The 25,052-nt window shown below is 66.6% G+C and carries 24 protein-coding genes; 14 read left to right on the forward strand and 10 right to left on the reverse strand.

The window, feature by feature from the left end; translation table 11 throughout:
• Positions 1–112 precede the first annotated feature (112 nt).
• Positions 113–556, forward strand: a complete 444-nt coding sequence (gene rplM, locus E6A21_RS01055) for a 50S ribosomal protein L13 (protein ID WP_043120078.1) — start codon at positions 113–115, stop codon at positions 554–556.
• Positions 557–594: 38 nt separating this feature from the next.
• The gene (gene rpsI / locus E6A21_RS01060) at positions 595–1,098 is read left to right on the forward strand and encodes a 30S ribosomal protein S9 (protein ID WP_138442279.1); all 504 of its coding nucleotides are present in this window, start codon (positions 595–597) and stop codon (positions 1,096–1,098) included.
• A 70-nt stretch (positions 1,099–1,168) separates the two neighbouring features.
• Here the strand turns inward: rpsI and E6A21_RS01065 are convergent, their stop codons facing one another.
• From E6A21_RS01065 to E6A21_RS01090, 6 genes are all read right to left on the reverse strand, one after another.
• Positions 1,169–3,034, reverse strand: coding sequence for an ArnT family glycosyltransferase (locus E6A21_RS01065; protein ID WP_212745854.1), 1,866 nt, complete (start codon positions 3,032–3,034; stop codon positions 1,169–1,171).
• Entirely contained in the window at positions 3,012–4,937 is a 1,926-nt protein-coding gene (locus tag E6A21_RS01070; RefSeq protein WP_138442281.1) for a glycosyltransferase family 39 protein, read from the reverse strand. Before E6A21_RS01070 ends, E6A21_RS01065 begins: the two co-directional genes overlap by 23 nt.
• Positions 4,870–6,732 carry an ArnT family glycosyltransferase gene (locus tag E6A21_RS01075; RefSeq protein WP_246036158.1) on the reverse strand — a complete coding sequence of 621 codons (1,863 nt, stop codon included), beginning with the start codon at positions 6,730–6,732 and terminating at the stop codon, positions 4,870–4,872. Before E6A21_RS01075 ends, E6A21_RS01070 begins: the two co-directional genes overlap by 68 nt.
• Positions 6,732–7,976 (reverse strand): bifunctional glycosyltransferase family 2/GtrA family protein, encoded by a 1,245-nt coding sequence (locus E6A21_RS01080; RefSeq protein WP_138442283.1) that lies wholly within the window; start codon positions 7,974–7,976, stop codon positions 6,732–6,734. The genes E6A21_RS01075 and E6A21_RS01080 overlap by 1 nt, the downstream gene beginning before the upstream one ends.
• A 247-nt stretch (positions 7,977–8,223) precedes the next feature.
• Complete coding sequence (locus E6A21_RS01085) at positions 8,224–9,045, reverse strand: hypothetical protein (protein WP_138442284.1); 822 nt, start codon at positions 9,043–9,045, stop codon at positions 8,224–8,226.
• 7 nt (positions 9,046–9,052) lie between these two features.
• Positions 9,053–9,436 (reverse strand): hypothetical protein, encoded by a 384-nt coding sequence (locus tag E6A21_RS01090; protein ID WP_138442285.1) that lies wholly within the window; start codon positions 9,434–9,436, stop codon positions 9,053–9,055.
• Positions 9,437–9,876: 440 nt separating this feature from the next.
• Between E6A21_RS01090 and E6A21_RS01095 the strand changes: the two genes are divergently transcribed.
• The gene (locus tag E6A21_RS01095) at positions 9,877–10,581 is read left to right on the forward strand and encodes an AfsR/SARP family transcriptional regulator (RefSeq protein ID WP_171041214.1); all 705 of its coding nucleotides are present in this window, start codon (positions 9,877–9,879) and stop codon (positions 10,579–10,581) included.
• Between the two features lie 15 nt (positions 10,582–10,596).
• On the forward strand, positions 10,597–11,346 hold the full coding sequence (locus E6A21_RS01100) for a hypothetical protein (protein WP_138442287.1): 750 nt from the start codon (positions 10,597–10,599) through the stop codon (positions 11,344–11,346).
• Positions 11,347–12,512: 1,166 nt separating this feature from the next.
• On the opposite strand, the gene E6A21_RS01105 is transcribed toward E6A21_RS01100, so the two are convergent.
• On the reverse strand, positions 12,513–12,743 hold the full coding sequence (locus tag E6A21_RS01105) for a hypothetical protein (protein WP_138442288.1): 231 nt from the start codon (positions 12,741–12,743) through the stop codon (positions 12,513–12,515).
• 312 nt (positions 12,744–13,055) lie between these two features.
• On the opposite strand from E6A21_RS01105, the gene E6A21_RS01110 reads away from it, so the two are divergent.
• The 9 genes from E6A21_RS01110 to E6A21_RS01150 all read left to right on the forward strand — a co-directional run bounded on the left by E6A21_RS01110 (position 13,056) and on the right by E6A21_RS01150 (position 20,459).
• Positions 13,056–13,247: a hypothetical protein gene (locus tag E6A21_RS01110; RefSeq protein ID WP_138442289.1), complete on the forward strand. Its 192-nt coding sequence runs from the start codon at positions 13,056–13,058 to the stop codon at positions 13,245–13,247.
• A 111-nt stretch (positions 13,248–13,358) separates the two neighbouring features.
• The gene (locus E6A21_RS01115; protein ID WP_138442290.1) at positions 13,359–14,738 is read left to right on the forward strand and encodes a hypothetical protein; all 1,380 of its coding nucleotides are present in this window, start codon (positions 13,359–13,361) and stop codon (positions 14,736–14,738) included.
• 52 nt (positions 14,739–14,790) lie between these two features.
• A complete protein-coding gene (locus E6A21_RS01120) occupies positions 14,791–14,982 on the forward strand; it encodes a hypothetical protein (protein WP_138442291.1) in 192 nt (63 codons plus the stop codon).
• Between the two features lie 98 nt (positions 14,983–15,080).
• Positions 15,081–15,272, forward strand: a complete 192-nt coding sequence (locus E6A21_RS01125; protein ID WP_138442292.1) for a hypothetical protein — start codon at positions 15,081–15,083, stop codon at positions 15,270–15,272.
• A gap of 184 nt (positions 15,273–15,456) precedes the next feature.
• Complete coding sequence (locus E6A21_RS01130) at positions 15,457–15,648, forward strand: hypothetical protein (protein ID WP_138442293.1); 192 nt, start codon at positions 15,457–15,459, stop codon at positions 15,646–15,648.
• A gap of 126 nt (positions 15,649–15,774) precedes the next feature.
• On the forward strand, positions 15,775–16,560 hold the full coding sequence (locus E6A21_RS01135; RefSeq protein ID WP_138442294.1) for a sortase family protein: 786 nt from the start codon (positions 15,775–15,777) through the stop codon (positions 16,558–16,560).
• Positions 16,561–16,801: 241 nt separating this feature from the next.
• On the forward strand, positions 16,802–17,830 hold the full coding sequence (locus E6A21_RS01140; RefSeq protein ID WP_138442295.1) for a hypothetical protein: 1,029 nt from the start codon (positions 16,802–16,804) through the stop codon (positions 17,828–17,830).
• 133 nt (positions 17,831–17,963) lie between these two features.
• Complete coding sequence (gene glmM / locus E6A21_RS01145; RefSeq protein ID WP_138442296.1) at positions 17,964–19,343, forward strand: phosphoglucosamine mutase; 1,380 nt, start codon at positions 17,964–17,966, stop codon at positions 19,341–19,343.
• A 9-nt stretch (positions 19,344–19,352) separates the two neighbouring features.
• Positions 19,353–20,459, forward strand: coding sequence for a methyltransferase (locus E6A21_RS01150; protein ID WP_138442297.1), 1,107 nt, complete (start codon positions 19,353–19,355; stop codon positions 20,457–20,459).
• Positions 20,460–20,462: 3 nt separating this feature from the next.
• Here the strand turns inward: E6A21_RS01150 and E6A21_RS01155 are convergent, their stop codons facing one another.
• From E6A21_RS01155 to coaA, 3 genes are all read right to left on the reverse strand, one after another.
• Positions 20,463–21,539: a transglycosylase domain-containing protein gene (locus E6A21_RS01155; protein WP_138442298.1), complete on the reverse strand. Its 1,077-nt coding sequence runs from the start codon at positions 21,537–21,539 to the stop codon at positions 20,463–20,465.
• 142 nt (positions 21,540–21,681) lie between these two features.
• Complete coding sequence (gene mscL, locus E6A21_RS01160) at positions 21,682–22,071, reverse strand: large conductance mechanosensitive channel protein MscL (protein WP_138442299.1); 390 nt, start codon at positions 22,069–22,071, stop codon at positions 21,682–21,684.
• A 63-nt stretch (positions 22,072–22,134) separates the two neighbouring features.
• On the reverse strand, positions 22,135–23,100 hold the full coding sequence (gene coaA, locus E6A21_RS01165) for a type I pantothenate kinase (RefSeq protein WP_138442300.1): 966 nt from the start codon (positions 23,098–23,100) through the stop codon (positions 22,135–22,137).
• 73 nt (positions 23,101–23,173) lie between these two features.
• On the opposite strand from coaA, the gene glmS reads away from it, so the two are divergent.
• Entirely contained in the window at positions 23,174–25,051 is a 1,878-nt protein-coding gene (gene glmS, locus E6A21_RS01170; protein ID WP_138442301.1) for a glutamine--fructose-6-phosphate transaminase (isomerizing), read from the forward strand.
• The last annotated feature ends 1 nt before the right edge of the window (position 25,052 follow it).

Consider the following 25,052-nt stretch of genomic DNA (forward strand, 5'->3'; position numbering starts at 1 on the left):
TCGAGGCTCAGGGATGACTGGTCGGTAGAGCCCTCACCTCTTCTCCGGTAGCGCACGAAGTAACAGGTGCATCTCACGGCGCCTACCAAGACCGAGAACGAAGGCAATAACTGTGCGTACGTACACTCCGAAGCCCGGCGACGCCGATCGTCAGTGGCACGTCATCGACGCGACTGACGTCGTCCTTGGTCGTCTTGCCAGCCAGACCGCAACACTGCTGCGCGGGAAGCACAAGCCGACCTACGCCCCTCACATGGACATGGGCGATTTCGTCATCATCATCAACGCCGACAAGGTTGCCCTGACCGGCGCCAAGCTCGACCAGAAGCGCGCTTACCGCCACTCCGGGTTCCCGGGTGGACTGACCAGCGTGACCTACGCGGAACTCCTCGAGAAGAACCCGGTTCGCGCCGTCGAGAAGGCCATCAAGGGCATGCTTCCCAAGAACAAGCTGGCGGCCCAGCAGCTGTCCAAGCTCAAGGTCTACGCGGGTCCGAACCACCCGCACCAGGCGCAGCAGCCGAAGACCTTTGAGATCAACCAGGTTGCCCAGTAGTCCTGGCCACTACCCAAGAATTCACCAAGGAGAACACTGTGGCTCAGAACGAAGAGCTGAACACGGCCGCTGAGGCCGAGGAGAACCTGACCAGCTACACGTCGGAGAGCGCTCCGGCAACCGAGACGGCCAAGCGCGAGCGCCCGGCGCTCACGGTTGCAGGTGCCGCTGTCGGCCGTCGCAAGCAGGCTGTCGCCCGCGTCCGCGTCGTCCCCGGCTCGGGCCAGTGGACGATCAATGGCCGCACGCTCGAGAACTACTTCCCGAACAAGCTGCATCAGCAGGAAGTCAACGATCCGTTCAAGCTCCTCGACCTCGAGGGTGCCTACGACGTCATCGTCCGCATCCACGGCGGGGGCCCCTCGGGCCAGGCCGGCGCAGTGCGCCTCGGGGTTTCTCGTGCGCTCAACGGCATTGACCTCGAGAACAACCGTCCGGCCCTCAAGAAGGCGGGCTTCCTGACCCGCGATGCTCGCGTGGTCGAGCGCAAGAAGGCCGGTCTCAAGAAGGCTCGCCGCGCACCGCAGTACTCGAAGCGCTGATTTCAGCTTCTTCCGAAGGCCCGTCCCGCTTCTGCGGGGCGGGCCTTTCTGGTTAGTGTGGCGAGTCCGCTTAGAGCGGCGAGCTGAGATCGTAGATGGTGATGCCGTCTACGATGCGATCACGGTAATTTGTGCGAACCCAAGCCACGATTGAAGAAATTTCAGGTTGGTTACTGAGTATTGGATTCATCTCCGGGTAGTCGATCAGGTCGCAGACCTCTCCGTTTCGTGCGAGTTCTTTGAAGCGTTCGACCGTCGGGGATGGGTCAATGGCTGAGAATCCGCCGAGCGGCATGACTGGCGCATTAAGGGCGAGCTGCCAGTTGGCTGCCGATTGAGCTGGAAATGTGGCTGCCGCCCACTTGCATGACCGCCTATCCATGCCGAGCTGAGCGGTGAGCGAAGGTGGCGGTAATGCGCCGAGCGCGAGATCACTGGCCCATCTCGGATTGCCAGCCTCTAGTCCTCGCATAAATTGGCTCATGGAATTCCGACTGATCGTGACTTGCCCCGAGAGGGGACTCGATCCAGTCTGGGGGCGACTCACTGTCGCGAGATCGGTTGCGAGCGGTCCAATTGTGAGCCCCGTAATTGTTGCTCCGGCCGCGATTCTGTTGATCCAGGTCTTCGGAGGAGGTACGGCCGTCAGCAGGGCTCCCATTAGTCCGAGGACCAGTGCGGTCGAGCCGAGGGTCTGACTCGTGCCCTCCGTGTCCAGCGAACCTAGGGTGAGCCACGCAACGAGGGCTGAGAGCCCTAGACCCAAGGCGATGGTGTTCCTCCTCCCGACTGAGCTACTTGAAGCAAGAAGTGCTTCGGCGCCTAGTCCGATAGCGAGCGACAGAGGAGGTGCGAGATTCATGGTGTAGTAGGTGTGTATGTCATGACCCATGAACGACAGCAAGATGTACGCGGTGACGAGCCATGTGAGTGCCACGAGACTGACTCCTCCGGCCCTCGTGCCGCGGAGGCTCCAAGCGGCGGTTACGCCGCAGAGGAACGCAAGGGCCAGGAGCCATGATGCTTCTTGATTGAAGTTGGCGTTGAACAGCCGCAGCCACCCGCTATCGTCGCCGCCACTCCCGGCGAACTGCGGGGGGATGAGCCCGCTGACAAGGTCATCGGTGCTCGTGATTCGGTTCAAGCCGTTGTAGCCGAGTGTGAGTTCGGTCAGGCTGTTCGACGCCGAACCTCCCGCATATGGACGCATCGCGGCCGGCGTGAGGTCGACGAATGCTAGCCATCCTCCCGCGACAGCAACGAATGCAGCTGTGGCGGCGAGTGCTGACCGCATCATCCAGAGCCTTCCCGAGCCGAGGCTGGAAAGACACGCGATAGCCAATGCGGGTACGACGAGAAGCACCTGGAATTGCTTCGTGAGGAAGCCGAGTCCGAGCAGGAGTCCAGCTATGGCGAACTGTCGTACGCTACGGAGTTCCAGTCCTCGAAGCGTAGCTTCCAGAGCGAGCACCGTGAGGAAGATGAGTAGCGGATCGGGATTGTTGTAGCGTGACAAGAGCACGACTACGGGGGTCGTCGCGTAGGTGAATGCGCTAGCGAGAGCAGCTGCAGGGCGAGCTCGTCGTCGCACCACCCAGTAAATCAAGGCAGTCGTGGCCACGCCCAGGAGAGCTTGGGGAACGAGAATTCCCCAACTATTGAAACCCAAGACTCGCACGGACAGCCCCATGAGCCAGAGACTGAGGGGTGGTTTGTCGACAGAGATTGAGTTACCCCAGTCGCTGGATCCGAAGAGGAGAGCTTCGCCGTTGTGGAGCCCCGACTGCACCGCTGCTGTATAGAAGGCGTTCGCCCAGCCGTTGGCGCCGAGATTCCAAAAGTTCAGGCCAGCGTTGGCAGCTAGGACCCCCGCCAGGAGGAGTAGCTCCCTTCGGCGAGGGTGGCTCGCGTCGTCAGCGGCGATGCCCGGCGTCAAGGCGGTAGACAACGGCACCGTCCACCTCCTGCCCGCGGTACGTAGCAGAGACCCAGTCTGAAATTGCCTTCGCCTGCGGCCCTATGCCATAGGTCTTGATCGCCGGTTCATCCACGAAGAACTCGACGTCCCCGTCTTCGGCCCATGCCTTGAACTGCTCCAGAGTTGGTGCTGGATCAAGCCCGAGCCACCCACCCACCGAGAGAACCGCGCGTCCCGTGCTCAACTGCGTCAGAGCTGCGTCCTGGGCTGGGTATGTCGCCGCCAGCCAGCGCCCTGTGCCGCTTCCCTGCGTGGCGAAGAGGTGCAGCAGCTCCGGGGAGGGGGCTACACCGTACGCGATATGGGGGGCCCATGCGGGCTGCCCCGTGGTTCGAATGTCTAGAAGGTGGCGTGACATTGCGTTCGGATCATTGCTTATAGGGCCTGAGATGGGTTGTGTCCCCTGGTTGGAGGAAGCCGCGGTAAATGCGTCTGTTCCGATCTGCCCTGCGGCGAGCGCTAGGACGACGACGGCCCAGAAGACCTTCGCGGGAATGCGCTGCGCTGCCCTGGTGACCCACAACGCGGAAGCCAAAGTCGCGAGGATGATGAGGACTGCAGGTCCCCACCAACCCCAGACATCGCTGTACTGCATGATCCGAACCCCCATAAAGGCGGTTGCCGCGATCAGGAATGTTCCGAACAGGCGGCCGATGAGGAGATCGGACCGAAGCCAAGCGGCTCGCAAACCCAATGCGACCACCAGAGCCATGGGGACAGCAACCGAGTAGACGTAGTAGGTGTGGACCATCGAACCCATGAAGCTGATGAGAAACCATGTCGAGACGAACCAGATCACACTCATGAGAATGAAGGCTCGCTGTAAGCGTCCTCCGAGCAGCCGCCCGTAGACGAGGAGGATGACCACGGACACGACTCCGGTGCCCAGAAGCCAAGCGATTTCCGGTGCAAAATTTCCGTTGAAGAGGCGGGATAGCCCTCCGTCATAGGAGGTCGATTGGGCTGCTCCGGTCGCCAGGCCGGCGCTCTGCCCGACGGGCAGCTGGATCAATCGGGCGGCACCGTTGTAGTCCAAGGTCAGTTCTACAGCGCTGTTGCCGATGGATCCACCGATGTAGGGGCGTGCCGAAGCTGGGATCAGTTCGACGATCGCGACCCACCAACCGCCCGCAACAATCATTGCGGCAGTGGCAGCAGCAAGGCGAGCCACACGCCCTCGGAGATGGCCTGGCCCGAGCATGAGAAGTCCGAGGCCGATGGCTGGAACAGGTACAAGTCCTTGAACCTGCTTGGCCAAGAAGGCAAGACCGAAGGATGCGCCCATGAGGAGGTACCAACGCCAGCGAACGTCTTCTGCGGCGCGCACGGCGAAGTAGAGGCCTGCGGCGATGAGTAGTCCCATCAACGGCTCTGGATTGTTGTAACGGCTCATGAGAAAGAAGACAGGAGCGGACGCACAGAGGACTGCGGCAGTGAACGCCACTGCGGCAGGGAAGAGCCGTCTCACCGATGCGTACGTGAGCCAGACGGTTGCTGAACCCATCACCGCCTCAGGAACGAGGACAGACCACGAGCTGAGACCGAAGAACCGGATTGAAAGAGCTGCAGGCCAGATCGACAGGGGCAGCTTGTCGATGGTGATCGCGTTGTTCCAGTCCTGCGAACCAAAGAAGAATGCCTCCCAATCGCGGGCCCCAGCCTGTGCTGCCGCAGCATAGAACGGGTTGCCCCAAGCATTCTGATCAAGACCCCACGTATATGCGAGAAGGCACGCGAGGACCAGAGCGGCCACTCCCCACTTTTCGCCACCCGAGCGCCGCCGGGTGACGAGGTCACGGGAGGGGCTGGCGGAGATCGTAGACGATGATGCCGTTGGCCGTAGTGTGTCGGAAATGCTCATCTGTCCAGCTTTCGATGCGGCCGATCTCAGGGAAGTAGGACCGGATCTGGGTGTAGCTGACGAAGTAGTCGATGCGATGTGAGGTCACAAGTTCCTGAAACTGGTTGAGGTTGAAGGACGGGTCTACTCCACTCCAACCACCGAGAGCCAAGCTCGGCTGTCCCGTCTCGAGTTGATACAGTGCCGCATTCTGGGCGGGATATGTTGCCACGAGCCAGGAACCGGCCGAGAGCTCGGGGTCCGGTCGAACCAAGGGGCTGGGCGGCGCGCCGTTCTCCTGCACAACGAGAGAGCTTGGATCGTTCGTCCGCATTTCGTCCACGATGTGGGCGATGGCATTAGCATCCCTAGGCGTCAGGCCAGAGATCGGAAAGACGCGGCTTTGCGGAATTCCGAAGGTAATTGAGTCGGTCGCGATCGGAGCGAGGGCGAAGAAGCCGCACGCCGTCAGCAGAAGAACTTGAGCCGGAAGCCGGGTGAATCGCGAGCGACCATGTGGCACTGACATCGAGGCAAGCACAACGGCGCCCACCACGCCTACTGCCCAAGGCCACATTCCCCAGCCGTCGGCGTATCCCATGATCCTGAGGTCGCCATACACCGTTGCGCCGACGACGAGACCCGCCAGAGCGCGTGCCACCCACCGGGCAGTCGGCGCGGAGAGTGCGGCGTGAATGCCGAGCGCGACCACGAGCGAAGCGGGAACTGCCAGTGAATAGGTGTAGTAAGTATGGATGCGATCCGCCATGAAGCTGAGGACCGTCCAAGTCGTCGCAAGACTGCCTCCGGCAATCCCAGCGACAATCCTCTGGGGGCGGGAGAGGCTTCGAAAATACACGGCCAGGATCGCGAGGCAGAGGAGAGCCGGAGCGAGCGTCCAGCCGATTTCCTGCGCGAAGTTGGCGTTGAAGAGTCTTCCAATTCCGCCTTCATATGGGACTGTCTCTGTTGGGCCGATGTTCGTCGGAACCAGCCGGGCCAGACCGTTGTAGCCGATCGCTAGGTCCCAGGGGTTGTTAACTGGGGAGCTCCCGACGTATGGGCGGCCTGCTGATGGAATGAGACTCACGATTGCCATCCACCATGCCGCACAAGCGGCCATGACCGCTCCGGCCGCGACTGATCGGGCTAGCCGGCGCTTCAGGCTCCCTGGTGCCCACAGCAAGATCGATGTGGCCACCGCTGGAAGCCACAACAGGCCTTGGAACCCCTTCGCCATGAAGGCAGTGCCGAATGCCACTCCAAATGCGAGGTACCAGCGCCATGCTCCGGATTCGATCGTTCTCAGAGCGGAATACACGCCCAACAGTCCGAGGAGACCCATCAGAGGTTCCGGATTGTTGTACCGGGACATCAGGAACACCACAGGGGTAGCGGCATAGACGGCAGCCGCGGAAAACGCGACTGTACTTGGGAAAGCGCGCCGCACGATTGCGAAGAGGACCCAAACGCCTGCGGTCCCTTCAAGGGCTTGGGGGAGCAGGATCGACCACGGACTCAGTCCGAAAATGCGGACTGAAAGCGCCATCGGCCACACCGCGAGCGGGGTCTTGTCGACAGTAATGGCGTTGTTCCAGTCGAGCGATCCGAAGAAGAATGCCTTCCAGTCCTGGGCACCGGCCTGCGCGGCGGCCGAGTAGTAGGGATTGGCCCAGCCACTTCGATCCAGCCCCCACACATAGGCGGCCAACACCAGAACCAGCATGCCCCGCAGCGCCCACCCTTCCCGGACGTGCGCCTTCCGCACTGCCTCCCGCTCGGCGACGAGACGGGGGAGCTCTGCGACCGCAACCATCACGCCGCGTCCCTCAGGGCGACGCCCTTGGCGACATTCGCACGGCCCCCGCGCACCGTCGTCGTCCGCGATCTGAAGACCCATGCCTTGAGGAGGGCGAAGCGCAGGACGGTCGCGAGGATGTTGGCCGCCATGAGGGTGACGAGCTCAGCGGTCGCGCCGGGCTTGACCGTGGCCGCATGGAGAACGAGGAGTGACGACGACGTCAGCCCCCACGCGAGACCGAACACGATGAGCCCCTGGAACTGCTGGATCCCGTAGTGCTCCGGCCCGCTGATGCCGAAGGTGAACCGCCGGTTCGCGGCGGTGTTCAGGACCGCCGTGATGAGCAGCGCCGCGAAGTTCGCGGCCTGCGCCCCCGCCATCGGCTGGATCATCAGGTACAGCACCGCGAACGCAAGGGTTGAGAAGACGCCGACAGCCCCGAAGCGGAGCACCTGCCCGAAGAACGACGGTGTCGCCGACGGCAGGAGGGGGCGTCGGCCGAGCTCGGCGTAGATCGCGGCGAGCGGGACCTTGCCACGGGTGAGCGACGATGCGACCCGGAGGACGCCTCGCATGTCGTCGAGCGCGGTCTGCTTGATGTTGACGCTGCTCGTCGGATCATCCGTCCAGTCGACCGGGATCTCGTGGATCCGCAGGCCGGACCGTTCGGCCAGGACGAGCAGCTCGGTGTCGAAGAACCAGGAGTTGTCCTCGACGTGGGGGAGCAGCGCCCGTGCGACGTCCGCTCGCACAGCCTTGAACCCGCACTGGGCGTCGGAGAACTTCACGCCGAGTGCCCCGTGGAGCATTGCGTTGTACGTCCGGGAGATGAATTCCCTCTTGGGGCCTCGGATCACCCGCGAGCCGCGCCGGAGCCGGGTCCCGATCGAGATGTCCGAATGGCCCGAGAGGAGCGGTGCGATCAGCGGCGGGAGGGCGGCGAGGTCCGTGGAGAGGTCGACGTCGAGGTACGCCACGACCTCCGCGGGTGACGCCTCCCAGGCGTCCCGCAGAGCGTAGCCGCGCCCCTTCGTCGCGAGGCGGCGGTAGACGACGGCGTCATACCGCGCGGCGAGTTCCTCGGCGATCGCAGGGGTGCGGTCGGTGCTCGCGTTGTCCGCGATCGTGACGCGCCACGGAACGTGGAACGCCTCGCCGAGGTACGCGACGAGAGTGGTGACGCACTTCTCGAGGCTGAGCTCTTCGTTGAAGACTGGAACGACGATGTCGATTGCCAGGCCCCCAGTGACTCTGGTCATGGCGACCAACCTAGGGCCCCGTCGGGGCAGCACACCATACGCTTCAACAAATTCGAGTACCACCTGACAAAAGCCAAGTAGCGGGCGCGGCCTCCCACTCGGAACCGCGGAAATACGCGGAAAAATCGAGTACTCGGTACCGCTCTCCAAGTGGTGCGGAGGAGTCCGGCGGCGACCGCGGACGACGGGCGCCGGGCGCACCCAGCGCCCCCGTGACGACGGCTTGTAGGGGATAGGTCCGAGGTGGCTATCTGGGGGAGTTGAGAGCGGAGAGCGCCTGCCATGCGAGCGCTTGGTGGACGACCGTGCCGGTATCGACGCTTTCTGCGACGTGCTCGAGGAGCACTCGTGATGGCACGCCCTCGCAGTAGAGCGCAGCGGCGTCGTCCGGGCGGACATCGGAGAAGCTGAACGCCAGGCCGTCCCGGCACCGGTTCCGGACGCTCACCCTCCCCTCGCCGCAGCGAACGGGTGCGAGTGCCCGCGTGGCGGTGATGGCGAAGGCCTTCATGAATTCGTCCGTGATGTACCGCGGCTCAATCGAGGCGTGGCGGGCTAGGCCCTCGCTGATCTGCTCGAGACGCCTCCCCACAGCGCAGCGAGGCATCGCGACTTCGCACGATCCGTCACCTCCCACGGTGACTCCCAGCTCGAACTCGCACCGGCGAGCCGCCCGGAGCGCCGCTCGGGACTTTGAGGTGATGTCCGATTGTCGCAGTGCTGCCTGGAGGACCTCAGGTCCCAGCATCTCCCGGGCAAAGAGCCTGTCGAATTCGTCACCGCTGCCCTCGATGCTCGCGAGGACTTCGGTCGCACCGGAACCCGACCGGCAGTCTCTCGTGGTGGCCCCTCGGATGGTGAGACCGGACCGAGCAGGCACAGCTAGGTGGCAGATCCGCTTCGCCACAAGTTCCTTCATCCCGTTCTGGATCGCGACCAGCTCGTCGTGGCTCGCGGCGAGATCCGCCAGGGCCTTGGCGACTGCTTCATCGACCGGCCCAGTGGGAATCACGGTTTCGAAGACCTGGCCTTCAGGGTGAAGTCTGCCAGTTGATTCTTGGAGTGACATGTTGGCCTCATTCCGAAACGAAGGCGCGGGCGGCATTGAGCACGCGGTGCGCTATCTCGGCTGAATCGTTGTCGCGCAGCAGCCGAGCCGGCGGCGCGTCGTCGAGCAGGGGGTTCATGCCTTGGAACCAGGCTTGAACCACCTCCGGCGGATGCGTGCTGCTGAGGAGCCGGGCGATGTGGTATGCATCACGAAGTCGTTTGACGACGGCGCGCGAGGGGCCCCGTTCTCCGGAGACCCACTGCCGGACGGCGCGGGTTTCCTTCACAGAGCCGAGATAGGCCACAAGCTTCGGCCCGAGGATTTCAACCAGTCCGGCGGTGAGGGCGGGGACATCGAGGCTCATCGCCTCGCGGTAAGCGGACATCGCCGGGTCGGACGGTGAGCTCATCTACATCTCCATCCCCTGTGATTTCTGCCGGCAATCACAAGATTTAGCGACGGCCGTTACTGGGGCGTTACCGGTGGGTTGCCCTGGCTTTTGACCTGCGAAGACGTTGGTTCGGCACGTAGTTTCCGAGTATCGGACGCGGGGACCTGAGTACCGGATCGGCTCTTCCCTAGGTGTGCTCACCCCATGGGACGCGTAGCGGTTACTGGGGACAGACTCACTGGTCTACCGCTGTACTGTTCGTGGATCCGCTGCCGGACCGTTGCACGGTTCGGCGGCCAGTTCGAGCAGAGGACGACCTACGGCGGACCGGGAGCGGTGGCCGCTGGCCGTCCGCTCATTGGACCGGATGAATTGCGGCAATTTCGGGGGGTCGAAGGATGTCGAGATGGGAACTACGGCTTCTGGGGTGTTGGCAGCTTTTGGACCGGGGCGAGCCCGTGCCGGTGGGAATCCGCCAGCAACGGCTCATCACGGTGCTGGCACTCTCCGGACCCAGGCCACGCTCGTATCTTGCCGGCCTCCTGTGGCCTGAGAGCAGCCAGCGGCAGGCCGCTGGCAGCGTCCGCACGGCCGTCTTCAAGCTGCGGCACGAGCTCCCCGGCCTGCTGACCGATGAGATCGAGCCGGTGAGCCTGTGCAGCGGTGTCCGCGTGGACGTGCACGAACTGCGGCGCCGCGTAGATCCCGAGCTCGTCGACGACGCCGTCGATCCCGGTATCGAGGAGATGCTGGCCGGCGTCGAACTCCTTCCTGGCTGGTACGACGACTGGGTGCTCTACCAGCAGGAGCGCTGGCGGTCCTTCCGCATCGCCGCGCTTGAGGCGATGGCGCGTCAGCGGCTCGAGAGCGGAAACCCCGAGGGGGCCGTGATTGCAGCCCGCCACGCGGCCGAGCTCGAACCGCTGCGCGAGCGGTCACAGGCCTTGTTGATCCGTGCGCAGGTCCTGGCCGGCGATCCGGCCGCGGCACTGCGAACCCACGAGCATTTCCGCCGACGCCTTTGGGAGGAAATGGGACTCCACCCTTCCCCGCGTCTCAAGTCCGAGCTCGGGGAGGTCCTGGTGTCGGATGACGTCCGCCGCCCGGTCGCCTTGGCCAAGGCCCCCAAGTCAGCCGCAGCTGTCTATCTCACCAGGTCCTAGAAGGAGCGCACCGTCATGGCATCTCGCCGCAGCTGGAGAATTCCGGCCCTCATCCTTTCGCTGGTCGCAACGGTGTTCCTCGCGGCCTCAGTTCCTGCGTCCGCTGAGGGCCGCGGTCCGAGCGACGATTCACGTGCCTCCGTGTCGCTGGACGCGGCCTCGTCGGCCATTCCCACGGTCGCCCAGCCCCTCGTCACGGACTCGGCGAATGCCCGGTCGGTCCTTCAGGGCTCGGGACGGAAGGCCGTCGCGACCGCTGTCGCCACCAGCGGGTGCGGTGGCTGCTCGGGAACGGCCACGACGCTGCAGACCGTTTCGGTCCAGCCGGGAGGCGCCGCAATCGCTGACAATGTCGCTACTGCCTGGTCGAGCTGCGCCAGCTGCTCATCGTCCGCCATCTCGGTGCAGATCGTCACCGGGCCCAGCGTCAGCACGGTCCAGGTCAACAACCGTTCGCTCGCCTTGAACGCGGGCTGCTCAGCATGCACCACGACGGCGGTCGCCCTCCAGTTCGTCGTCGTCGGCGGCACCCAGCGGGAGCTGACCGCGACGACGAAGTCCATCATCCAGCAGATCGAGCATGACCTCGGGGTCAAGCTGACGAGCCCCGCCGCTCAGAAGGCTGCCGCTTCCATGGGGCCGAGCGCCCGGCGCGAAGCAGCACAGCACGACGCCGACGACGCCGCGGCCCGCGCGAAGTCCGCAATCTCCTCTGACCTTCGGCCGGCTCAGGTCGGAGTGCGGGTTGAGGTGCAGGCCGGGTGATCGGAGACTCGTGACGGGGGGCCTCGAGCCCCGAGGGGACTCGAGCCTGTTCGGCTTCCAGGGGTCAGCACCGCCGAACTCCCCAGCTTCCAGCGGTCCGGGCAGCCGAACTCCCCAGCTTCACCGCCGGGTTCCCCAGCTTCACGGCCGGGTTCCCCAGCTTCACGGCCGGGTTCCCCAGCTTCCAACCGGATCCCCCAGCTTCACGGCCGGGTTCCCCAGCTTCGCCGCCGGGTTCCCCAGCTTCCAGCGGTCCGGGCAGCCGAACTCCCCAGCTTCGCCGCCGGGTTCCCCAGCTTCGCCGCCGGGTTCCCCAGCTTCCAGCGGTCCGGGCAGCCGAACTCCCCAGCTTTGCCACCGATGACGGCGGAGGGAGCCTTGCGACTCCTACCTCGCCACGTACGGGACCGGCCAGAGGTCTGGGAGTCGGGGCTATGAGCAGGGGAGTTCGGCCTGGAGGCTGGGGAGTCGGGTCTAAAAGCTGGGGGATCCGGTTTGGAAGCTGGGGGAGCCGGTTTGGAAGCTGGCGAGTTCGGCTGCTTGAACCGATGAAAGCTGGGGGATCCGGTTTGGAAGCTGGGGAGTTCGGCTGCCCGAATCGCTGGAAAGCCGGGGGAGCCGGTCTGGAAGCTGGGGAGCCCGGTTGCGGGAGACGGCAGCGTCGCTCAGAGAAGCGGTCCGCACTCAGGAGACTGCCGGGCCCCTTGCAGGATCTGTCAAGAAATTGTCATTCCATGGCATGCTCTCGTCGTTCGTTCCGGCGTCACTATTGGAGAAGGGTGATTCAAGCAGAAGGGCGCCATTCTCTTCGCGGGCATCGGCGCCCGTCAGGACCGGAAGCACGATGAGCAGCAGAGCTGATGACAGTTTGCGGGCATTCCTTCGGCGGGAGCATGCGGCGACTCCAGTCGGTCGTCTGGGTGAACACCTGCCGTCCCAGACGCGGATGGGCCTCAGGGACAAGGGGGCGTCCCGCATGCGAGAGCATCTGCTCGGGAACCTGAGGGAGGCTGGCCTCAGCGAGGACCAAGCCCGGGCCGAGGCGGAACGGATCCTGGCCGGCGACGTCTGGAGCGGCTGACAGCACGGCTGCGGGACACAGCACGGCTGCGGCTGACCGGCTGGACTTGGCCGGCGTTAGGCAAGTCTCGAGGCGACAGGGACGTCTAGAGAGGGCCGAGTCCTTCGCGCGCGAGGTCGTGGAGCAGTTGGTGGTAGCTGGCCAGGGCCAGCGGGGGCGCCTGATGCAGGTCTGCGAACGTGGCCCGGGGCCGGTCGACTCGATACAGGGCGAGGATGACGCGGTCTTCCTCGTCGTCGGCGAGCGCGTGGTAGGCCCCGATCCGACTTCCGGACGCTAGGGCCCGGGCGTACTGGTCGAGACGTTTGTCTGGCATCGGGTTCCCTGCCCTGTTCCAGACTCGGACCACGTCCTCGGTGCCCAACATTGCCCTGCCCTCCTGAGTCCTGCCGTTCTCCCTACACTTTGGCAAGCCCCCGTACTCGCAATCCACACTTGTCTGTACTCGAATCCGCGAGACGACTCTCACTCGAGCCCCCGACGCGTCGAGTTCTCCGGGGAACTGCAGGGAACCAGTCGGCCATAACGCAGCCGTAACGCCTCAATAACACAGCCTTCGCTTGACTCTCTTCAGCGATCGGTTTTCGACCGCGAAACCAAAACCCACTTCACCAAGGAGATGAGTCTCATGACGAAGCTGACCCTCACCGAAATCGCCACCGAGTCCGTCGAGCTGCTCCCGAGCCGCGACACGCTCTTCCTCAACTTCAACTTCGCGCAGGTCATGGCCTCGAACAGCTCCCTCGCCCTGAACGCCGTCACGTGGGGCTCCGTCGCCAACAGCGCGGCTCTCCAGAGCGTCTCGGTCTACCAGCACTGAGTTGTCCTGATCCCCTTCCGGGGCGGCCGGTCCTTCCGGGCCGGCCGCCCCGGAAAGCCCCCATCCCGCAGACACGGCCGGGACCGGGGACCGAGTCGAAGGAAGGGCACCATGACGGAGGACCTCGCAGTCGCGGAGACAGGGTGGCAACGGGCGGCCGGCGTAGAACTGCTCGGCCAGGTCTCCGGCTCCGGCCTCAACCACACCACTTACCTCGCCCGGCGTGCGGATGGGCAGGTGGTCCAGTTGAGCGAGCTCCTGCACCACATCGTCTATTTCGCCGAGGGCCCCCTCCTTTCCGACGAGCTTGCCCGGCGCGTGAGCGACGCGTATGGCCGTGAGCTGGACGTCGAGGGACTGAACCTCCTCGCGAAATCGAAGCTCCATCCGCTCGGCCTCCTCGAGGTCCCAGGAACGGTGACCGTCACGGAAGCGCCGAGCGCGACGCCCCTTCTCGCATTGCGAGCGAAGGCGACAGTGGTGCCGCGCAGCGCCGTCGAGCGCCTGTCGCTCATCTTCAAGCCCCTCTACGCGACCCCGGTCGTGATCCTCGCCTGCCTGGGTCTCGTGGCGCTCGACGTCCGACTCTTCCTCGGTTCAGACCCCACTGCGGCGCTCAACGACGTCCTCATGACGCCCACGATGCTCCTCACCCTCTTCCTGCTCATGACGGTCGGGGCCCTGTTCCACGAGCTTGGCCATGCCACCGCGTGCCGGTATGGCGGGGCGACGCCGGGGGTGATCGGCGTCGGCCTCTATGTCGTCTTCCCGGCCTTCTACACGGACGTCACCGATTCCTACCGCCTCAGCCGAGCCGGACGCATCCGGACTGACCTGGGCGGCCTGTACTTCCATGTGTGGTGGGTCCTCGCCGCCGGAATCGGCTACCTCCTGACAGGCAGCCCGTTGCTGCTCCTTGCCGTGATCGTGACCCAGCTCCAGATGGCCCAGCAGCTCCCGCCCACCATCCGTCTCGACGGCTATTTCGTCCTTGCGGACCTGGCTGGCGTCCCCGATCTGTTCGGCCGCGTCGGCCCCGTCTTCAGGAGCCTCATTCCAGGGCGGCCCGTAGACCCCCGCGTGAGCGAGCTCAAGCCGCTTTCCCGCCGGATCGTCAAGGGCTGGGTCCTCGTCGTCGTGCCCTTCCTCGCAGGCGTCCTCGTCTGGGCGGCAGTGAGCCTGCCCTACGTCCTGATGTCGGCGTCCGCCGCGGTGACGGTCCACGCCGAGAACCTCTCCACCGCGCTCGCCACGGGGCAGATCCCCGAGGCGCTGGTTTCCTTCCTCGGGATCCTGCTGCTCGCGCTCCCCGCCGTCGGCTCGGTCCTCATCCTCGGCCAGGTCGCGACGAGCTTGGGCAAGGCGGTCACCCGCCGTCTCACTGCCGACAAGCGGACGACGACGACGCGGGCCCGCCACGTGGCGACGTCGCCTTCACGGCGGCACATCCAGGCCATCCGGGCCAGCCGGCGCCACACGCCGGCCCATTAGACCGCTCTCAGCTGAGAGGAAACGACGAGCCTCTTGGAAGGAGGTGACCATCATGCAGAAGCTCACCCTGGCCGAACTGGGCGCCGAAGACGTTGAGCTGCTCCCGCGCCGGGAGACGCTCTTCTGGAACTTCAACGCAGCCCTCGTGGGTGCGACGAACTCCTCGCTCGCGCTCAATGTCGCGACCATCTGTTCGCAGGCGAACAGCGCCGCACTCCAGCAGATCGTGGTCTCGCAGCACTAGGACCCGATTCCCGAGTACGGGATATATCCCGCGGAGCGTGCCCGGCACCGCCCCTGTCTGGGCGGGCCGGGCACGCCTATATCTAGGAGGAAATCATCATGAACGCACTCACGATTGCAGAACTCGGCGGAGAGCACGCGGAACTCCTTCCGCGGCGGGACACCCTGCTCTTCAACATCAACATCGCACCGGTCGTTGCGGTCAACCTCGGCTTCGCCATCAACGCGGCGACCATCGGTTCCACGGCGAATGCGAACGTCCTCCAGTGGGTGGGCGTCCTGCAGCACTGATCCGGGTGGAATGGCCCCGGGCACGATTCGCATTCTGGCCCGGGGCTTTTCCATGTCCAGGTACATCGCCCTGCTCCGGCCTGTAACGCGCGAATAACACCGGCATAACACGCGCTTCGCTTGACTGCTTTCACCGGCCCGCAAATGGGGCCGTCCAATCATTTCCACCAAGGAGTTGAGTCTCATGACCAAGCTGACCATCGCAGACCTCGCCGCCGAGTCCGTCGAACTGCTGCCGAGCCGCGACACGCTCTTCTTCAACTTCAACGCGGCGCTCATCAATGCGACGAACGTCTCCTACGCGGTCAACGCGGCGACGATCTGCTCGAGCGCCAACAGCGCCGCGCTTCAGAGCATCGTCGTCTCGCAGCGCTAACGCCGGTACCGCCGTCGTCGCCTTCCTGCCGTCCGGCAGCTAAAGCAGGAGCGGCTGGAGGGGGACGACGGCGGCCGCCACTGGGAATCCGGGTCCTCAGGGACGCCACGGCGAGGGGGAGAACACGTGGGAAAGCGAGTAGCGAGCCAGCGCTGGCGCCGTTCACGCGTCATCATCCTCGCCCTCGCTGCGGGCATGGCGCTCGCCGGCGGAGGCTTCCAACTGGACGCGGAGGCGCGGCAGCAGAGCCGCGAGGCTGAGGCGCAGCAGCTGGCGAGCACCGCTTCCTCGCCAGCTTCGCCGACCCCCGCCGCTTCAGCCTCGTCGGCCCAGCCGAGCGCACTCTCTGCCGCCCTCGGGGGCTCGCTGAGCACGCCTTCGGCAGCAGCGAGCCCCAAGGGTGCCACGGCGCCCGGGACACCGGCTGCCAAGGCTCCCGCGCACACGAGCCTCACGATGCCGTTGACCAAGTTCAGCTGGCCCGCGGCGGGACTGTCCGTGAACGTCGTCCCCCTCGCCTGGACTCCGGGGGAGACGGTCGACCCGCCGCTCGACGGCAACGGATTCGACCCGGTGGCCCATTGGCTTGAAGGCACCGGCGGAACAGGAGCGATCCGACCGGCCGTCATCGCCGCTCACGCCTGCCACCAATCGGTGCCCCTGTGCAACGACTCGACATTCCCCTTCAACATGCTCAGCTATTCCGGCTGGGCGGTTGGGCAGCAGGCGACCGTGACGGATTCCCGCGGGATGACGGCGCCCTGCACCCTTGCGGACCGGAAGCTCGTGGACAAGTCCAAGGCCTTCTCGTTCGCCAACGATCCCTGCGACGTCGTGGTGTTCTCGTGCAATTTCGAGAATCCCGACGGCCAGGTCGTACTCCTGACATTCCGATGCGGACAGTGCACCTGAATGCCAGGCCAGTTCTCCTTGTCACCTCGTTGAGGGCGCCGAGCGCCCGCGTTGAAAGGAGGCGGCCAGCATGCCGCTAATCTCGAAGCCCCGTAAGAAGGGCGTGAGGATGGTCTTCACGTTCACTGCCTGTGCTCTCATGAGCGCGGGCGTCGCCACGAGCCCGGCTTGGGCCGGCTCGGGCAATGTCGGTGGATTGCCCGACACTGGAACAAGCACATTGCCTTCGACGATGTCCGGCGTGCCCGGCAGCGGCGCGGGTGGCTCAACGAACCTCGGCGCCGGGCTGGGCGCAGGTGGCTCAACGAACCTCGGCGCCGGGCTGGGCGCGGGCGTTGACCTCGGCTCGCTCACGGGCGGCCTGGGCGGCGCCGGTGGTGTGGGCGGCGCTGGCGGCCTCGGTGGCACCGGTGGCGTGGGCGGTGCCGGCGGCCTCGGCGGTGCTGGCGGTGTTGGAGGCTCCACTGATCTTGGCGCCGGGCTGGGCGGGGGCATCGACCTCGGCTCGCTCACGGGCGGCCTGGGCGGTGCTGGCGGCCTCGGCGGTGCTGGCGGCGGGCTCCCGAGCGACATGCCCGGTCTCCCTGGCGGTACCTCCGGCAACACCGGAACGCCTGGCGGCTGTGGTTGCGAGCAGGGCGGGGGCGGCCCGACTTCGGTTCCCACCGTGCCGACGCCCTCGATCCCGGTTCCGGTCCCGACCAGCAGCACGCCCGAAGAGTGCGGCTGCCAGCCGAGCCCGTCGCCGACCTCCACAGAGACCGGGACGCCGTCGCCGACTCCGAGCGAGACGCACAGCGGGACGCCGTCGCCGACTCCGAGCGAGACGCACAGCGGGACGCCGTCGCCGACTCCGAGCGAGACGCACAGCGGGACGCCGTCGCCGACTCCGAGCGAGACGCACAGCGGGACGCCGAAGCCCGGCGTCGGTGGTGCGACGGGTGGTCCGACATCCTCGGCCAAGACGACTCCGAGCGGGGCCGCCGCAGCCGGTGGCACGACGTCCTCGGTCGTCGTAGCCCAAGGTGCAGCTGTGGGCACTGGCGGTGGCGCCGGGGCCGGTGCTGCAGGTGTCGGCGCTGCCGGTGCTGGCGCGGCTGCCGGTCAGGGCTCCGTGAGCATGACGGCGCAGACCGGCGTCGGGGCTCCCGCGGCCGACTACACCGTCTCGACGACGTTCTTCGCGTCGGGACTCCTGCTGCTCCTGTGGGTGCTCTTCTCGCCGAAGGGTGCTGCCCGGCGCGGCATGAAGGCGCACCGCGCGCACTGAGCGAGTCTGCACGGGAGGGATGGCTGCCGAGTGTGGCAGCCATCCCTCCCGTCTGTGACGGCCAGCCGATCCGCGAAGGCCTGAACACCTCCGAGGCGCCACTCCCTTGCCCGTGCCCCTTAGACTGGTCCCGATGACTAGGCTCTTCGGAACGGACGGCGTCCGTGGGCTGGCCAATGGCCTGCTGGACGCGCAGCTCGCACTCAGGCTGTCCCAGGCGGCAGCCGTGGTGCTCGGGCACCGAGAGGTCCCCGACGGTGCGAGGCCCCGCGCCGTCGTCGCCCGGGACCCTCGTGCAAGCGGTGAGTTCCTGAGCGCGGCGGTCGAAGCCGGCCTCGCGAGCGCAGGTGTGGACGTCTACAATGCGGGAGTCCTGCCGACCCCGGCCGCGGCGTATCTCGTGGCGGATCTCAAGGCCGACTTCGGCGTCATGATCTCTGCCTCCCACAATCCCGCCCCGGACAACGGCATCAAGTTCTTCGCGCGCGGGGGCCACAAGCTTCCCGACGAGGTCGAGGACGCCATCGAGGCGGAGCTCGCCCAGGAGCCCGTCCGGCCGACAGGCGACGGCGTGGGCCGCGTGCGCCGCTTCGCCGACGCCGAGGACCGCTACGTCGTGCACCTCCTCACGACCCTCCCGCATCGCCTCGACGGGCTCACCGTCGTCGTCGACTGCGCGCACGGCGCCGCGTCCGGCTGCTCACCGCAGGTCTTCAAGGATGCCGGGGCAAACGTGATCGTGATCGGCGCCGAGCCGGATGGGATCAACATCAACGAAGGTGTCGGCTCCACCCACCTCGAGGCGCTTCAGGCCGCGGTGGTCGCCCACGGTGCCGACCTGGGCGTGGCGCACGACGGCGACGCGGACCGCTGCCTCGCCGTGGACCACGAGGGCAGCATCGTCGACGGGGACCAGATCATGGCCATCCTCGGGATCGCGCTCAAGCAGGACGGCCGCCTGCGCGACGACGTGCTCGTCGCCACCGTCATGAGCAACCTCGGCCTCAAGATCGCGCTGCGCGAGGCCGGCATCACGGTCCGCGAGACAGCCGTCGGCGACCGCTACGTCCTCGAGGAGATGCGGGCGCACGGCTACTCGCTCGGGGGCGAGCAGAGCGGCCACGTCATCTTCCTCGACTACGCGACGACGGGCGACGGCGTCCTCACGGGCCTCCAGCTCGCAGCCCAGATCGCGAAGACGGGCAAGCCGCTCAAGGAGCTGGCCTCCGTCATGACCCGGCTTCCGCAGGTGCTCATCAACGTGAAGGGCGTGGACAAGTCGCGCGTCCGGGAGGACGACGGCGTGAACCTCGCCGTGGCCGAGGCCGAGGCTGAGCTCGGGGAGACAGGACGCGTCCTCCTTCGCCCGTCGGGCACGGAGCCCGTCGTTCGGGTCATGGTCGAGGCCGCCGACGAGGACACGGCGCAGGCGATCGCCCAGCGGCTCGCCGCCGTCGTCGAACGCCGGCTCTCCCTCGCGCTCGACAACTCCGGATCGGTCCGCCCGGCCTAGGCTGGGTGCATGCGCCAGCTGCCGCCCGCCGTCGTCCGTCAGGCCCTTCTCCGTCCCAGCCTCGTCCGGGCCGTCCAGCGGTTGAGTGCAGCCCTCGGACGCGCGGGCAGCGCGCTTCAACCGCCCCAGGCGCGGTTCCTTCAGCTGACTGGAGGGGTCGCCCCGATCATGCTCATGCGAGCGGTCGTGCAGACCCGCCTCGTCGAGCCGCTCGCGCAGGGGCCGCTCACCGCCGAGGCGATCGCGGGGCGGCTGGGCCTCCACGCAGACACCGTCCATAGGGTGCTCCGCGGGCTGGCCGTGTACGGGCTGGCGCGCCTCGACCGGAGCGGCCGGTTCTCGCTCACGTCCACCGGGCGCCTGCTCCTCGACGACCATCAGCACACAATGGCCGGCTGGATCCGCTACATGACCTCGCCCATGGTCATCGAGGGGTGGTCCCGGCTTCCCGAGTCGCTCCACGACGGGCTTCCCGCGTTCAACGCGGCGACGGGCACCACCATCTGGGAGCACCTCGCGCAGCATCCCGACGAGGAGGAGGGCTTCGCCCGGACCATGCGCGAACTGACGCTCATGGCCGCACCGCTCATCGTCGCCGCCTATCCGTGGCCCGAGGAGGGGACGGTCTGCGACGTGGGCGGCGGGGTGGGCTCGATGCTCGCGGAGGTCCTCCGTGCTCGGCCGAAGCTCTCAGGCGTGCTCGTCGACCAGGCCGGACCGCTCGCGGGTGCAGGGGAGTACCTCGCATCGCGAGGCGTGGAAGCGCGCGTGACAGCCGTCGAGGGCGACCTGTTCAAGGGCTTCTCCGCGGCCGCGGACGTCTACCTCCTCAAGGATGTCCTGCACGACTGGGACGACGACCAGTGCGCTCAGATCCTGCGCACAGTCCGCGCCGCCGCACCGTCGGGGGCCCGGCTGCTCGTGCTCGAGTGGCTGCAGGAGCCGAACCGCGCCGAGTTCCCCGTCTCGATCTCGGACATCATGATGCTCGCGCAGACCGAGGGCAGGCAGCGTTCGGCGGCCGAGTTCGCCGCCCTCGCCGCAGGAGCCGGGTTCGCGCCCGGCCGCGTCATCGACACGGGCGCCTATGGAATCGTCGAACTCGTCGCTGTGTGAGGCCTAGCCGACGCCCTCGGACTGCAGCCGCTTGGCGACGTCCTGCGGCATCGTCGAACAGCCGTCCGGATTGCCCTCGGTCGCCGCGTGGTCTGCCGCGGTATCCGTGATCCCGATGGTCTTGACGGCGGCCTGCCAGCCGCCCATCCCCGCGAGCTGCCGCGGGACCCACACGTTCGCCGCACCGTTGATGAGGTCGACCGCCTCCGGATTCGCGCTCGCGCTGATGTCGAGGCCACCGCCGGGCGCGCGCCGCACGTTGTCCGGGTCCGGGAGCACGCCCATGAGCTGTTCCGACTTGTACTGGTTGAGCTGCGACGGGGGCGCGTTGAAGTAGTACCAGCTCGCCGCACAGATCCCGAACAGCTTCGGCCCGAACTGCGCGTAGTTGAGGTACAGCTCCATGATCCGGGTCTTCGGCATGAGGAAGTCGAACTCCTCGGAGAGCCCGGCCTCGATGCCCTTCCGCAGCGGGTCCTGGCTCGGCCACAGGAAGATGTTCTTCACGAGCTGCTGGGGGACGGTCGAGCCGCTCGGATCGGGCTGCCCCGACGCGAAGGCCTGCGCGCGGGCTGTGAAGTCGTTCACGGAGAACGCGCCCACGCGCGTTCCGAGCTCCTCGTCCTCGTGCGCGATGACCGACGCGATCGTGTAGCGGCTGATGTGGTCCAGCGAGACATATTGGTAAACGGTCGGCCCGCCAGCCTCGAGCATGAACGCGGTGCGCGGAGGGGTGATCCAGTTGTAGGCGATCGATGTGACGAGGCTCGCGATGATCGCGACGACGCTGATGATCGCCGTGATCCGCAGGGCTCGCCGGAAGCGTCCCCGAGGCTTCCTGTCCTTGCCCCTCCTGCGCTTCGGCGGCCGCGGGAGGCGGGGGAGGCGGCCTCGCGGACGCCGCTCGCGGGGCGCCCGGTCCTCCTGATCGGGCGGAGTCAGGGCCGGCGGGCGACGGCGGTCCCTCCACCCCTGCGGTGGCGGCGCGGAGGGCTCGGCGTCCACCGGGCCCAACGGGGTGACCCCGCGCCCATGGAGGCGGGGAGGTGGCAGAGGCGTCGTGTCGGCCTGATAGTCCATGGTGAGCGGGCTCCTGAGGTTAGCGAGGTGGTCCCATGGAGAGGGCGGGTCGGGTCAGTCTAGGCGACGAACCTCAATGCAAACGGCCGCCCACCTCGGGAGGTGGGCGGCCGGCGTCGTGCGTCAGGCCGGGCGGAGCGGCCTAGCCCTCACGTGCCCTGAGGGAGTCGCGGATCTCGGTGAGCAGGGCAATCTGGGGGTCGACGGGCTCCTCCGCCGCATGGTCGCGGATGCCGAGGCGGCGATTGCGACGCTCGATCAGGTGGTTCATGGGCATGACCACCAGGAAGTAGATCGCTGCGGCGACGATGAGGAAATTCACAACGGCGGTGAGGAACACTCCGATCTTCACGGGCCCGAAGACGAGGAAGCTGTCGAAGTTCGGCTGCCCGACGATGAGCGAGATGACGGGCATGAGGACGTTCTGGACGAGAGCGGTCACGACCGCGTTGAACGCGGCCCCGATGATGACGGCAACGGCAAGGTCGAGGACGTTGCCCTTCATGATGAAGGCTTTGAATCCGTTGAGCATGGCCCCAAGGGTAGCGTGGGCATAGCGGATGTTATGTGAACTGCGGGTGACGAGCCGCGCGTGTCAGACCTTGCGCAGGAGCATCCGTCGGATGGAGTGATCCGCATCCTTGCTCAGCACGAGCTGGGCCCGGCCGCGGGTCGGCAGGACGTTCTGGATGAGGTTCGGCTCGTTGATCGACTTCCAGATGCGACGCGCCGTCGTGATCGCCTCCTGGTCGGAGAGCGAGGCGTAGCGGTGGAAGTAGCTCTCGGGCTGTGCGAACGCGCCGGAACGGAGCTTGAGGAACCGCTGCACGTACCACTCCTCGATCGAGCTCGTCTTCGCGTCGACGTAGATCGAGAAGTCGAAGAAGTCGCTGAGGGCCAGGCCGGTGGTGCCGTCGAGGCGCGGGCGCGCGGGGGCGAGGACGTTGAGGCCCTCGACGATGAGCACGTCAGGCCGGTGCACCACGACCTCGCGGCCCGGCACGATGTCGTACGTGAGGTGCGAGTACCAGGGCGCGCGCACTTCCTCCGCCCCCGACTTGATCTCGGCGACAAACCGCAGGAGCGCGCGGCGGTCATACGATTCGGGGAAGCCCTTGCGCTCGAGGAGCCCGCGGCGGGTGAGCTCGGCGAGGGGGTAGAGGAAGCCGTCGGTCGTGATGAGCTGGACGTCCGGGGTCGAGGGCCAGCGGCGCAGCATCTCGCGCAGCACTCGGGCAATCGTGGACTTCCCGACCGCGACCGAGCCTGCCACGCCAATCACGAACGGCGTGCGCTGCGTCTTCTCGCCGAGGAACGTCTGGGTCGCCCGGTGCAGCTGGCCCGAAGCTTCGACATAGAGGGAGAGCAGCCGGCTGAGCGGGAGGTAGACCTCGCGGATCTCGCGGAGGTCCAGAGGGTCGCCGAGGCCGCGGAGCCGGTCGATGTCCTCCTGGTTGAGCGGCTGCTCCATTCGGTTCGCGAGCTGGGACCAGCGGGCGCGGTCGAGCTCGACGAAGGGGGTGGCGCCGTCGCCGTCGAACTCGTTCCTGTCCAGACTCACTCAGGTGATTCTGCCAACGCCGCCGCCCGGAGCGAAATACGCCCTGAAATGAGACCCCGGTAGGATGATCGGCATGTGTGGAATCGTCGGCTACGTCGGTAGTGCAACTGCGCGCCGAAACGGAGACTACAGCGCCCTTGACGTCGTGATCGAGGGACTGCGCCGCCTCGAGTACCGGGGCTACGACTCCGCGGGCGTCGCCGTCGTGGCCGACGGCGCCGTGGAGTCTCGGAAGAAGGCCGGCAAGCTAGCCAACCTCATCGGCGAACTCGAAGTGCACCCGCTGCCCACGAGCGTCACGGGCATCGGCCACACGCGCTGGGCCACCCATGGGGGCCCCACGGACGCGAACGCCCACCCGCACCTCGCCGATCAGGGGCGCCTCGCCGTCATCCACAACGGCATCATCGAGAACTACGCCGAGCTCAAGCATGAGCTCATCGCGAAGGGCGTGACCTTCGAGTCGGAGACCGACACCGAGGTCGCGGCAGCGCTCATCGGCGACTACTACCGCGGAGCGGCCGACGGCGACATCACCAAGGCGATGCAGCTCGCCGCCCAGCGGCTCGAGGGAGCGTTCACGCTCCTCGCCGTGCACGCGGAGCAGCCCGGCGTCGTCGTTGCCGCGCGCCGGAACTCGCCGCTCGTCGTCGGACTCGGCGAGGGGGAGAACTTCCTCGGCTCGGACGTCTCGGGCTTCATCGACCACACGCGCCGGGCCGTCGAGCTGGGCCAGGACCAGATCGTGACGATCACCCCCGATTCCTTCGTGATCACCGACTTCTACGGCCGTCCCGCCCAAGGCAAGGAGTTCGAGGTCTCGTGGGACGCCGCGTCGGCCGAGAAGGGCGGCTTCCCCTCCTTCATGGAGAAGGAGATCCACGACCAGCCGGCCGCCGTGCACGACACGCTCCTCGGCCGTTCCGACACCCGAGGCCGTCTCATCCTCGACGAGCTCCGCATCGACCCGGCCGAGCTCAAGCAGGTCAACAAGATCATCGTGCTCGCGTGTGGAACGGCGTCGTACGCCGGCATGGTGGCGAAGTACGCGATCGAGAACTGGTGCCGGATCCCCACCGAGGTCGAGCTCGCGCACGAGTTCCGCTACCGGGACCCGATCGTGGACAAGAACACCCTCGTCGTCTCGATCAGCCAGTCCGGCGAGACGATGGACACGCTCATGGCCGTCAGGTACGCCCGCGAGCAGGGGGCCAAGACGGTCTCCATCTGCAACACAAACGGCTCGACGATCCCCCGCGAGTCCGACGCTGTGCTGTACACGCACGCCGGGCCCGAGATCGCCGTCGCCTCGACGAAGGCGTTCCTCGCCCAGATCACCGCGGCCTACCTGCTCGGCCTCTACCTGGCCCAGCTGCGAGGCAACATCTTCTCCGGCCAGATCAAGGACGTCCTTGCCGACCTCAACAAGATCCCCGAGAAGATCCAGCAGGTCCTCGACACGACGGGTCCGCTCCGCGAGCTCGCCCGGAGCATGAAGGACGAGACGTCCGTGCTCTTCCTCGGTCGCAACGTCGGCTACCCGGTCGCGCTCGAGGGCGCGCTCAAGCTCAAGGAGATCGCCTACCTGCACGCCGAGGGGTTCGCCGCGGGCGAGCTCAAGCACGGTCCGATCGCGCTGATCGACGAAGGCCAGCCCGTGTTCGTCGTCGTGCCCTCGCCGCGTGGCCGCGACTCCCTGCACTCGAAGGTCGTCTCCAACATCCAGGAGGTGCGGGCCCGCGGGGCGCGCACGCTTGTGATCGCGGAGGAGGGCGACGAGGCGGTGCGCGAGTACGCCGAGCACGTGGTCTACGTGCCCGAGACGCCGCCGCTGCTCATGCCGCTGCTCACGACCGTCCCGCTGCAGATCTTCGCCGCCGAGCTCGCGGCCGCGAAGGGCTACGACGTGGACCAGCCGCGCAACCTCGCCAAGTCGGTCACGGTAGAGTAGC

Source organism: Sinomonas susongensis, assembly GCF_005877005.1.
Lineage (GTDB): Bacteria > Actinomycetota > Actinomycetes > Actinomycetales > Micrococcaceae > Sinomonas > Sinomonas susongensis.